At 53.6% G+C, this 10,585-nt stretch carries 12 protein-coding genes; 8 read left to right on the forward strand and 4 right to left on the reverse strand.

The window, feature by feature from the left end:
• The first annotated feature begins 24 nt into the window (after positions 1-24).
• The gene (locus tag K3754_RS00440; RefSeq protein ID WP_259939834.1) at positions 25-504 is read left to right on the forward strand and encodes an FxsA family protein; all 480 of its coding nucleotides are present in this window, start codon (positions 25-27) and stop codon (positions 502-504) included.
• A gap of 58 nt (positions 505-562) precedes the next feature.
• On the forward strand, positions 563-1,045 hold the full coding sequence (gene secB / locus K3754_RS00445; RefSeq protein WP_203209544.1) for a protein-export chaperone SecB: 483 nt from the start codon (positions 563-565) through the stop codon (positions 1,043-1,045).
• On the opposite strand, the gene dnaQ is transcribed toward secB, so the two are convergent.
• The 4 genes from dnaQ to K3754_RS00465 are packed head-to-tail and all read right to left on the reverse strand — an operon-like array spanning position 1,042 to position 3,740.
• The gene (gene dnaQ / locus K3754_RS00450) at positions 1,042-1,728 is read right to left on the reverse strand and encodes a DNA polymerase III subunit epsilon (protein ID WP_259939839.1); all 687 of its coding nucleotides are present in this window, start codon (positions 1,726-1,728) and stop codon (positions 1,042-1,044) included. The genes secB and dnaQ overlap by 4 nt on opposite strands.
• Entirely contained in the window at positions 1,721-2,311 is a 591-nt protein-coding gene (gene coaE / locus K3754_RS00455; protein ID WP_259939842.1) for a dephospho-CoA kinase, read from the reverse strand. Before coaE ends, dnaQ begins: the two co-directional genes overlap by 8 nt.
• Positions 2,311-3,144, reverse strand: coding sequence for a shikimate dehydrogenase (locus K3754_RS00460; protein ID WP_203209541.1), 834 nt, complete (start codon positions 3,142-3,144; stop codon positions 2,311-2,313). The genes coaE and K3754_RS00460 overlap by 1 nt, the downstream gene beginning before the upstream one ends.
• Positions 3,141-3,740, reverse strand: coding sequence for a nucleoside triphosphate pyrophosphatase (locus tag K3754_RS00465; RefSeq protein ID WP_259939845.1), 600 nt, complete (start codon positions 3,738-3,740; stop codon positions 3,141-3,143). The genes K3754_RS00460 and K3754_RS00465 overlap by 4 nt, the downstream gene beginning before the upstream one ends.
• Positions 3,741-4,144: 404 nt before the next feature.
• On the opposite strand from K3754_RS00465, the gene K3754_RS00470 reads away from it, so the two are divergent.
• The 6 genes from K3754_RS00470 to K3754_RS00495 all read left to right on the forward strand — a co-directional run bounded on the left by K3754_RS00470 (position 4,145) and on the right by K3754_RS00495 (position 10,575).
• The gene (locus K3754_RS00470; RefSeq protein WP_203209539.1) at positions 4,145-4,594 is read left to right on the forward strand and encodes a CopD family protein; all 450 of its coding nucleotides are present in this window, start codon (positions 4,145-4,147) and stop codon (positions 4,592-4,594) included.
• Positions 4,595-4,717: 123 nt separating this feature from the next.
• Positions 4,718-5,989, forward strand: coding sequence for a transcription termination factor Rho (gene rho / locus K3754_RS00475; RefSeq protein WP_203209538.1), 1,272 nt, complete (start codon positions 4,718-4,720; stop codon positions 5,987-5,989).
• A gap of 31 nt (positions 5,990-6,020) precedes the next feature.
• Complete coding sequence (mnmE, locus tag K3754_RS00480; protein WP_259939854.1) at positions 6,021-7,307, forward strand: tRNA uridine-5-carboxymethylaminomethyl(34) synthesis GTPase MnmE; 1,287 nt, start codon at positions 6,021-6,023, stop codon at positions 7,305-7,307.
• 13 nt (positions 7,308-7,320) lie between these two features.
• Complete coding sequence (mnmG, locus tag K3754_RS00485) at positions 7,321-9,183, forward strand: tRNA uridine-5-carboxymethylaminomethyl(34) synthesis enzyme MnmG (protein WP_259939856.1); 1,863 nt, start codon at positions 7,321-7,323, stop codon at positions 9,181-9,183.
• Positions 9,180-9,785 carry a 16S rRNA (guanine(527)-N(7))-methyltransferase RsmG gene (rsmG, locus tag K3754_RS00490; RefSeq protein WP_203209535.1) on the forward strand — a complete coding sequence of 202 codons (606 nt, stop codon included), beginning with the start codon at positions 9,180-9,182 and terminating at the stop codon, positions 9,783-9,785. Before mnmG ends, rsmG begins: the two co-directional genes overlap by 4 nt.
• Positions 9,778-10,575 (forward strand): ParA family protein, encoded by a 798-nt coding sequence (locus tag K3754_RS00495; RefSeq protein WP_259939858.1) that lies wholly within the window; start codon positions 9,778-9,780, stop codon positions 10,573-10,575. The genes rsmG and K3754_RS00495 overlap by 8 nt, the downstream gene beginning before the upstream one ends.
• Positions 10,576-10,585: the final 10 nt, after the last annotated feature.

Consider the following 10,585-nt stretch of genomic DNA (forward strand, 5'->3'; position numbering starts at 1 on the left):
CCCCACCTGAAAGGACGTTTGCATATGTGGCTTTTGATCGCATTTATCGCTGTACCCCTGATCGAGATCAGCCTGTTTATCCAAATCGGGGGTGCCATTGGTCTTGGCTGGACCTTGGCAATTGTGCTTATCACAGCGGTCTTGGGCACTTGGTTGGTGCGCAATCAGGGGATAATGGCCTTGGGCCAACTTCGCAGCTCTTTTTCCGATATGCGCGATCCCACCGAACCGCTGGTGCACGGTGCGATGATCCTTTTTGCCGGCGCTTTGTTGCTGACGCCGGGTTTTTTCACCGATGCCGTTGGATTCGCGTTGTTGGTGCCGCAGTTCAGACAGGCCGCATTCCGTGCAATCCGAGCGCGGTTTACTGTTCAAGGCTTCACACAACGCAGCGGCCCGCCCCGATCTGATCCGCATAAGGACGAGATCATTGATGGCGACTACCACGAAATTTCCGAACCGGCTGACCGGGACAGTGGCCCCTCAGGCTGGACAAAGCATTGAGGGCCGCGTGCCAACCTGCTAAGTCCCCTGAGATTTATATTTCTTGAGGGAAAATCCGATGGCCGAAGAAGCAGCACCAGCACAACCACAAATGCGTGTCTTGGGGCAATATATCCGCGACATGTCTTTCGAAAACATCATGGCACAACAGGGCGCTCCGTCTGACGTGCAGCCAGATGTGCAGGTTCAGGTGAACCTTGATGCGAAAAAACACGGCACAGACCACCAGTACGAAAGTGCGATCAAGCTGAACGTAACGTCCAAGAACAAAGGCACGGATACGACGCTGTTTGTGCTTGAGATCGACTACGTCGGCATTTTCCACATCGAGAATGTGCCAGACGACCAGATCCACCCGTTCTTGTTGATCGAATGCCCGCGTATGATCTTCCCGTTCCTGCGCCGCGTGGTCAGCGATGTTACCCGTGACGGTGGCTTCCCGCCGCTGAACCTCGAAAACATCGACTTCATGTCCATGTATCGCAACGAAGTGGCCCGCCGTCAGGCAGAAGCCTCCGAGGCGTCTCCCGAGAACGCTTAAAGTTTAGACCAAAGCACGTCGTCGCCCAGGTGCCCGAGAAACTCGGCATGGGCGGCGGCTTCTTCCTCGCTGAGCCGTGAGGGCAGGGGGTTTGGCCGTGGTTTGGCTTTCCAGGCCTCGACAACCGTCCCAGACTTCTGATCCGGTGCCGATGACAGTGCAAAATCCGGCTGTCGGCCGCCGATCAGCTCCAGATAGACTTCCGCCAGAATTTCACTGTCGAGCAAAGCGCCGTGCAAGGTGCGGGAGCTGTTGTCGATGCCAAACCTGCGGCACAACGCATCCAGCGATGCCGGGGAACCGGGGAACCGTTTGCGGGCGATGGCCAGCGTATCAATCGCCTGTTCCCAAGGGATCTGCGGCAGGTTCATCCATTTCAGCTCTGCATTGAGAAACTTGATGTCGAACGAGGCGTTGTGAATGATCAGTTTGGAATCGCCAATAAAATCCAGAAAGCTCTGTCCAATTTCCGCAAATTTGGGTTTGTCAGCAAGAAACTCATCCCCAAGCCCATGCACCTGAAACGCCTCATCGGGCATATAGCGTTCAGGGTTGATGTAAACATGATAGGTTTCGCCGGTGGCGACATGCCCCATCAGTTCCACCGCGCCGATTTCGACAATCCGGTCGCCGCTCTCGGGATCAAAGCCCGTTGTTTCCGTATCGAGAACAATCTCACGCATGGTTTAGCCTCTCCCGAATGCTGCGCAGTGTGGATTTTACCGCTTTTTGCGCTGTTTCAAGGGTGTCCGTGGGGATAACAAAATCTGATCGTGCGCATTTTTCGTCGTTCGGCATCTGCTTGGCGAGGATTGTTTCGAATTGCGCTTCGGTCATGGTGCCGCGTGCCATCACCCGGTCTTTTTGGATTTGTGGATCGACGGTCACACAGGCAACCGCATCCATCTGGGCGTCACCGCCGGTTTCAAACAGGATCGGGATGTCCAAGACGATGATATCGGTGGTCGCGGCTGCGATGAAATCGGCTCGGTCCTGACCGACCAGCGGATGCACAATCTGTTCGATCTGTTTCAAGGCGTTGGGGTCACTTGCGATGATATCTTTGAGGGCTGGTCGAGACACCGCGCCATCGACGATGGCTTGCGGAAAGACCTCAGCGAACAACGGCACCGCTGCACCCCCCTTTGCATAAAGCCGATGTACCGCCGCATCCGCATCCCAAACCGCGCAGCCCGCATCCGCGAACATCTGGGCTGTCGTGGATTTGCCCATACCGATAGATCCGGTCAGCCCCAGCAGAAACATCAGCGCAACGCCGCCGCACGGGTGGCGCGGTCCACTTCGGGTCGTTTGCCAAACCAACGTTCAAAACCCGGCACCGCTTGATGCAACAACATGCCCAAGCCATCGACAGTGGTGCACCCCATCTCTTCTGCGGTCGCCAGAAGGTTGGTTTTCAGCGGCGCATAGACCAGATCAGTGACCACGGTGTTTTTTGTCAGGCCATCCAGCGGGACACGCAATTCACCTTTGCCGACCATACCAAGTGATGTGGTGTTCACCACCAGCGCGGCATCGTCGAACATGTTGCCCGCCTGAACCCAGTCAAACACGCGCAGACGATTGCCAAAATCCGACACCAGTTTTTCAGCTCGGACGCGCGTGCGGTTGGAAATGTAAATTTCTGGCACACCCGCATCCAAAAGTGACGCAATCACCGCCCGCGCCGCGCCGCCAGCACCCAGGATCGCGGCAGGCCCTGACTTCGGTTGCCAGTTTGGAGCGCCCGTCTTCAGGTTTTCGAGAAACCCATAACCATCTGTATTGTCTGCATGAATTTTGCCATCTTTGCGGAATATCAGCGTGTTTGACGCACCGATAAGGATGGCGCGGTCCGTAACAAGGTCCGCGATTTGCATCACCGCTTCCTTGTGGGGGATTGTCACGTTCACCCCGACAAATCCCATGCGAGGCAAGCTTCGGATCACCTGTTCAAGATCAGCGGCGGCGACATCCATCGGGATATAATGCCCTTGAATGCCATAGGTTTTGAGCCAATGCCCATGAACCTGCGGCGATTTGGAATGCGCGATCGGAGATCCAATCACACCGGCCAAGGGTATTTTTGCCAAAGTCATTTGGGGAGATCTCCGCGCAGGGTCAGGTAATTGAGCAGTTCCAAAAGTGGCATACCAAGGACATGAAAGTAATCCCCCTGTATGTTGGAAAACAGACGTACACCTTCTTCTTCAAGTTTATAGCAACCAACCGCGTGGCGAATACTCTCCCAGTTGCGATCAACATAGTCTTGCAGATAGGCATCGCTGATTTCGCGCATCCGCAAACGTACTTGTCCGACATGCCGCCAGATCGGTTTGCCATCTTCGCAAAGGACGGCAGCCGACAGCAAACTGTGCCGATCCCCTCGCAATGATTGAAGTTGGGTGATGGCGTCCTGGGGAGTTTCGGGCTTGGACAACAAAGTGCCGCGATGGTCCAGCACCTGATCACAACCCAATACCAAGGCACCGGGGTGTTTTTCGCTGATCTTTGTGGCTTTCATCTCGGCCAGGGCATCGGCAATATCGCGAGGCGTTGCCTCCTCTGCCAAAAGCGCGGCTTTGATCATCTCTTCATCAACACGTGGTTTGGTGATCTGATGCATCACACCAGCCTGATCCAGCAGCTTGTGGCGGATTACAGAGCCGGAGGCCAGGATGAACGGCTGTGGCATGTGGATAACCTTGTGTGTGACGTTAGGCATTTCTTAAGGACTTCTGATGCAGAATTCAAAAGCTGAGGGCAGGTTTGACGGTTTTTGCCATAACCGCTGGTTTGTTCGCGATTCCCACCCAATAGGATAAGGAAAACTCTCGACGTGGGAGGAATCGGTCATGGCGCAGTTTATCCCGTGAGTTATCCACGATATTTTTACCCATATTATGTCTTAACCATTTGATTTAATTTTATTAAATTTCCTTTAATCAATTTATATGCACAGAACAGGTTCAGAGTTCTTCAGTTCGGGATAAACCTTGAGTAATTCTTTAATCCACAGATTTTCTGCTCCCTACAAACAACATCATCTTTCTTATCTTTCTTATTATTATAAGAAGGGCCGAAAGAACGGAGTGGGATATGTCTGATCTGCTTGCCCTTGCTTACCCTTGGACGAAATCCTTTCATATCATCTCGGTCATCGCTTGGATGGCCGCGCTGTTCTATCTGCCGCGATTGTTTGTGCATCATACCGAACAGGCTGGGCTAAGCGGAGAAAAGCATGATCTCTTTGCAATGATGGAATTCAAACTGGCCAATGTGATCATGCGGCCCGCTATGCATGCCACCTGGACCTTTGGGCTGCTTTTGGCCTTCACACCAGGGATCGTCGATTGGTCTGCGGTCTGGCCCTATAGCAAAGCAATCTGCGTTATTCTGATGACGTTGTTTCACACTTGGCTCGTTATCCGCATGAAAGCATTTCAACGAGGCGAGAACCACATCACAGGTCGGCAATTCCGCATGATGAACGAAGTACCAACTGTTCTGCTGATCGTGATCGTGATCTCTGTGGTGGTCAAATTCTGAAATATTGACAGTCTCTTGGCCTCTGCTTATACCAAGCGCACCTTCCCGTCCGGGAGGGCGACCTAGCATTTACATTCCAATGACGCACAGCCCCGCTTTTGCCTGGGCTGCACAGGATTATTCATGACAACCGATACGCTGAACCTCGCTGACCTAAAGGCGCAAACGCCCAAGAACCTTTTGGCGATGGCCGAAGATCTTGAGATCGAAAACGCCTCCACGATGCGCAAGGGTGAAATGATGTTCCAAATCCTGCGCGAACGCGCGGATGAGGGTTGGGAAATTTCCGGTGACGGCGTTTTGGAGGTTTTGCAGGATGGATTTGGCTTTCTGCGCTCTCCGGAGGCGAACTATCTTCCGGGCCCGGATGATATCTATGTCTCGCCCGAGATGATCCGTCAGTGGTCCCTGCGGACCGGAGACACCATTGAGGGGCTGATCAAGGCTCCTGACGACAGTGAACGGTACTTCGCCCTGACCGAGGTCACAAAGATCAACTTTGAAGAGCCTGAGAAGGCGCGTCACAAGGTTGCTTTCGAAAACCTCACACCGCTTTACCCTGATGAGCGTCTGACGATGGAAGTTGAAGATCCGACAGTCAAAGACCGCTCCGCGCGGATCATTGATCTGGTGTCGCCCATCGGTAAAGGACAGCGTTCCTTGATCGTCGCGCCGCCGCGTACCGGTAAGACGGTTCTGCTGCAAAATATCGCCAACTCGATCGAAAAGAACCATCCTGAGTGTTATCTGATTGTCCTGCTGATCGACGAACGGCCGGAAGAAGTCACCGATATGCAACGGTCCGTGAAAGGGGAGGTTGTGTCCTCTACCTTTGACGAACCGGCGACGCGTCACGTGGCGGTTTCCGACATGGTCATCGAAAAGGCCAAGCGTCTGGTTGAACACAAGCGCGACGTGGTGATCTTGCTCGATTCCATCACGCGACTTGGTCGTGCGTTCAACACCGTTGTTCCTTCCTCCGGTAAAGTTCTGACAGGTGGTGTGGATGCCAACGCCCTGCAACGCCCCAAGCGTTTCTTCGGTGCGGCACGAAACATCGAAGAGGGCGGTTCGCTGACCATCATCGCAACGGCCCTGATCGACACAGGCAGCCGGATGGATGAAGTTATCTTTGAAGAGTTCAAGGGCACGGGTAACTCCGAGATTGTTCTCGATCGCAAGATCGCTGACAAGCGTGTGTTCCCGGCCATCGACATCCTCAAATCCGGCACACGAAAAGAAGATCTGTTGGTTGATAAGATCGATCTGCAGAAAACCTTTGTTCTGCGCCGGATCCTCAACCCGATGGGGACGACGGATGCGATTGAATTCCTGATTGGAAAACTCAAACAAACCAAGACCAATTCGGATTTCTTCGATTCGATGAACACCTGAGTTATTTAATAATAACAATAGGTTATGATTTATGGACACGATCTTTGCCCAAGCGACGGCTGGGGGGCGGGCTGGCGTTTCTGTCGTCCGCTTGTCGGGGCCGTCCGCCTTTGAAATCGCGGAAAGGATCGCAGGCCCATTGCCTAAATCCCATCGCGCGGGACTGCGTTTGGTAAGAACGCAGACCGGAGAGGTGATTGACGAAGCGTTGATCCTGCCTTTTGCCGGCCCCAACAGTTTTACCGGTGAAAATGTTGTCGAATTCCAATTGCATGGCAGTATCGCTGTGGTCCGGTCCTGTCTTGAACTGCTCGCGTCCTTTCCAGATGCACGCCTGGCTGAGGCGGGTGAGTTCACCCGTCGCGCCCTCGAAAACGAGCGCTTGGATCTGGCGCAGGTTGAGGGACTTGCCGATCTGATTGATGCGGAGACCGAAGCGCAGCGCAAACAGGCATTTCGTGTTCTGTCCGGTCATCTCGGAGATCAGGTAGAACGCTGGCGAAAAGACTTGATTCGTGCGGCGGCCCTTCTGGAAGCTACAATCGATTTCGCTGATGAAGACGTGCCCGTTGATGTGACGCCTGAAGTAGATGCGTTGCTGAAGGGCGTCATGTCCGATCTGGATGGTGAAATTGCCGGCACAAAGATTGCTGAGCGGATTCGCAGCGGTTTTGAAGTGGCCATTGTTGGCGCGCCGAATGCGGGGAAATCGACACTACTCAACGCACTTGCGGGGCGTGATGCGGCTATCACATCGGAGATTGCGGGCACGACCAGGGATATCATCGAGGTCCGAATGGATCTTGGCGGACTTCCAGTGACCTTGCTTGACACGGCTGGCTTGCGCGAGAGTGATGACGTCATCGAGGCCCTTGGCGTTGATCTCGCGGTATCGCGTGCTAGGGCCGCGGATCTCCGGATTTTTCTTGCGTCACCGGGAGAAGCTCTGATGCTTGAGCCGGTGAAGGGCGATATCGTTGTGCGCCCGAAGGCGGACCTATTGGATGACAGCCAGGACGCGATATCTGGTAAGACGGGGCAGGGTATTGATGCTTTGGTCAAGCGCGTTCAAGATCAGCTGTCGGAACGGAGCTTGGGCGCGGGGCTCGCCACGCACGAGCGCCACCGAAAAGCGATGGAACGCGCTTCGGAGAATTTGGACGCTGTGCGTGCGATACTGGCGCGGGGCTCCGATCATTATGATATAGCTGCGGAAGAGCTGCGGTCGTCGATTCGAACCTTGGAAACGTTGGTCGGCCGCATTGATGTAGAAAGCCTTCTGGACGAAATATTCTCCAGCTTCTGCTTGGGAAAATAATGGAGTGTTTCACGTGAAACATTTTGAAGTTGTTGTGATTGGCGGCGGTCACGCTGGGGCGGAGGCTGCACATGCTGCGGCACGGATGTCTGCAGACACCGCCCTTGTAACGATGACCGAGGCGGGGATCGGCGTTATGTCGTGCAATCCGGCAATTGGTGGCCTCGGAAAAGGCCATCTTGTGCGCGAGATTGATGCGATGGACGGTGTTATGGGGCGCGTCGCAGATAAGGCCGGAATCCAATTCCGGTTGTTGAACCGACGCAAAGGTCCGGCGGTTCAAGGCCCACGGGCGCAGTCCGATCGCAAAATCTATCGCGAACAGATGCTCTTGGAGACCCAGAAGCAAGACAACCTGACCATCGTGATTGGTGAGGTTGTCGATCTGATTGTTGAGAATGGCAGAGTTTGCGGGATTGTCCTTGCTGACGGTGAGCAGATCACAGCGAATGCAGTGATCTTGACCACTGGCACGTTTTTGCGCGGTGTCATTCATATCGGGGAGGTTTCGCGGTCCGGTGGCCGAATGGGTGACAAGGCGTCCGAAAAATTGGCTGAAACGATTGATGGGTTTGACCTACCTATGGGACGGCTCAAAACCGGGACACCACCAAGGTTGGATGGCCGCACGATCAATTGGGATGTCTTGGATGAACAGCCCGGTGACGAAGAGCCGGTCCTGTTTTCCTTTTTGTCCAAGCAAACATCAGCACCGCAAATCTCTTGTGGTATTACGCACACCAACGAAAAGACCCATGACATCATTCGCACCAATCTCGAGCGATCCGCGATGTATGGCGGACATATTGATGGGGTTGGCCCCCGCTATTGCCCCTCGATCGAAGATAAGGTGGTCCGGTTCGCCGATAAGGATTCCCATCAAGTTTTCCTGGAGCCGGAAGGCGCAGATGATTACACCGTCTATCCGAATGGCATTTCGACATCTTTGCCGGAAGAAGTGCAGCTAGAATACGTGCGTTCGATGAAGGGCCTTGAGAATGCCGTCATTCTTCAACCGGGATATGCGATTGAATATGACTACATTGATCCACGCGCGCTGAAGGCGACGCTGGAGGTTCGAAAAGTACCGGGCCTGTATCTCGCGGGGCAGATCAATGGCACCACCGGATATGAAGAAGCCGCCGCACAAGGCTTGGTTGCGGGGTTGAATGCGGCGCTCTCTTCACAGGGCAAAGATCAGATCACCTTTAGCCGCGCAGACAGCTATATCGGCGTGATGATTGACGACCTGACAACGCGCGGGGTCAGCGAACCCTATCGGATGTTCACCTCACGGGCCGAATTCCGGCTTTCCTTGCGCGCGGACAACGCCGATCAGCGCTTGACGCCACTGGCGATGCAGCTCGGTTGTGTTTCCGACCAACGAAAATCTGCTTTTCAGTCCAAACTGAATGAGCTGTTGCGGGTAAAGGAAATCCTTTCCTCTGCCACTTTCACACCAAAAGAGGCCATTCAGGCCGGGATTGCGATCAGTCAGGATGGCAACAGGCGAAGTGCGTTTCAGTTGCTTTCTTTCCCTGACATGAAGTTTGAAGATATTTTGCCATTGGTTCCGGAGCTTGAAGGCGTCTCCTCTGAAATCTCAGAACAGATTGAGCGTGACGCGCTCTATTCCAACTATCTCGCGCGGCAGCAAAAGGATATTGATGCCCTGCGCAAGGATGAAGCGCAGAAAATACCGGTCGGGTTTCAATATGAGGCACTTGACGGGTTGTCCAATGAGCTCAAGATGAAACTGATGTCGGCACAACCGGAAACGCTGGCGCAAGCTGCCCGCATTGACGGCATGACCCCTGCAGCATTGACACTTCTTCTGGCGCGGTTGCGTCGCGATGTTGGGAAGAAAACTGCATGAGCGATATGGATTTGGATGTTTCACGTGAAACATTGGACAAGCTTGAGGCATTTGTTGCGCTCGTTGAAAAATGGACGGTCAAAATCAATCTGATATCCAAAGCAAGCGTTCCTCATATCTGGGACAGGCACATTGTGGATTCAGTACAAATCTATGACTTGGCGCCAAAGCAAGGACACTGGGTTGATCTGGGTAGTGGAGGTGGCTTTCCAGGTGTGGTCTTGGCAATTCTAGCGTCAGAAGGTCCAGATCCAGTTAAATTCACGCTGGTTGAGAGCGATCAGCGTAAATGCGCATTCCTGCGAACAGCGTCCAGAGAGCTGGATCTGGGAATCACAGTGCAATCCGAACGTATTGAGGAAATTGATCCATTGGGCGCCGACATCCTGAGTGCCCGTGCCCTGGCGGATCTGTCTGTTCTATTGGGTTTTGCCGAACGACATCTTTCGCCGGGCGGTCTGGCTCTGTTCCCGAAGGGGGCACAGTGGAAAAAAGAGGATCAAGAGGCGCGGAAGCTGTGGTCCTACGATTGTGAACCTGTCAAAAGTAGAACCAGCGCTGATGCTGCGATCCTGAGTATCAAGGAAATTTCCCGTGTCTGACTTATCCCGCCCCGATGGCCCCAAGATTATCGCTGTTGCCAACCAAAAAGGCGGAGTTGGCAAAACGACCACCGCGATCAATCTCGCCGCTGCATTGGTTGAGGAAGGCAAACGGGTGCTGCTTGTTGATCTTGATCCGCAGGGCAATGCCTCCACAGGACTTGGAATTGAGTTGGAGGACAGGGTTTACACAACTTATGAATTGCTTTTGGAAGATATTGATCTGGATGAGGTCGTTCAGGAAACGGATTATCAAGGTTTGTTGATCGTTCCGGCGACCGTTGATCTGAGTTCCGCTGATATTGAGCTGATCGCAAACGAAAAGCGCAGTTTTCTGCTGCATGACGCATTGCGGCAAACACAGATGGATCGCTATGCGCTGGATTATATCCTGATTGATTGCCCGCCGTCGCTTAACTTGCTGACCGTGAATGCAATGATCGCGTCCCATTCGATCCTTGTCCCGCTGCAAAGCGAGTTTTTTGCGCTGGAGGGATTGTCACAACTGATGATGACCATCCGCGAAGTGCGCCAAACCGGCAATAAGGATCTTCGGATTGAGGGCGTGGTGCTGACGATGTACGACAAAAGGAACAACCTTTCACAGCAGGTGGAGCTGGATGCACGCAGTAATCTGGGTGATCTGGTGTTTGAAACAATGATCCCACGAAATGTAAGAGTGAGCGAAGCGCCAAGCTATGCTATGCCAGTGTTGGCCTATGATCCTCAGTCCAAGGGGGCGGAGGCTTATCTGGATTTGGCTAGAGAATTGATCAAGAATAACGTCTGAGGATGCAGAG

Origin of the sequence: Sulfitobacter sp. M368 (genome assembly GCF_025141875.1) — a bacterium.
Classification (GTDB): domain Bacteria; phylum Pseudomonadota; class Alphaproteobacteria; order Rhodobacterales; family Rhodobacteraceae; genus Sulfitobacter; species Sulfitobacter mediterraneus_A.

Excerpts from the sequence above, each read along its gene's own strand:
- K3754_RS00440 (WP_259939834.1), top strand. The coding sequence starts at position 25 with ATGTGGCTTTTGATCGCATTTATCGCTGTACCCCTGATCGAGATCAGC.
- secB (WP_203209544.1), top strand. The coding sequence starts at position 563 with ATGGCCGAAGAAGCAGCACCAGCACAACCACAAATGCGTGTCTTGGGG.
- dnaQ (WP_259939839.1), bottom strand. The coding sequence starts at position 1,728 with ATGCGTGAGATTGTTCTCGATACGGAAACAACGGGCTTTGATCCCGAG.
- coaE (WP_259939842.1), bottom strand. The coding sequence starts at position 2,311 with ATGTTTCTGCTGGGGCTGACCGGATCTATCGGTATGGGCAAATCCACG.
- K3754_RS00460 (WP_203209541.1), bottom strand. The coding sequence starts at position 3,144 with ATGACTTTGGCAAAAATACCCTTGGCCGGTGTGATTGGATCTCCGATC.
- K3754_RS00465 (WP_259939845.1), bottom strand. The coding sequence starts at position 3,740 with ATGCCACAGCCGTTCATCCTGGCCTCCGGCTCTGTAATCCGCCACAAG.
- K3754_RS00470 (WP_203209539.1), top strand. The coding sequence starts at position 4,145 with ATGTCTGATCTGCTTGCCCTTGCTTACCCTTGGACGAAATCCTTTCAT.
- rho (WP_203209538.1), top strand. The coding sequence starts at position 4,718 with ATGACAACCGATACGCTGAACCTCGCTGACCTAAAGGCGCAAACGCCC.
- mnmE (WP_259939854.1), top strand. The coding sequence starts at position 6,021 with ATGGACACGATCTTTGCCCAAGCGACGGCTGGGGGGCGGGCTGGCGTT.
- rsmG (WP_203209535.1), top strand. The coding sequence starts at position 9,180 with ATGAGCGATATGGATTTGGATGTTTCACGTGAAACATTGGACAAGCTT.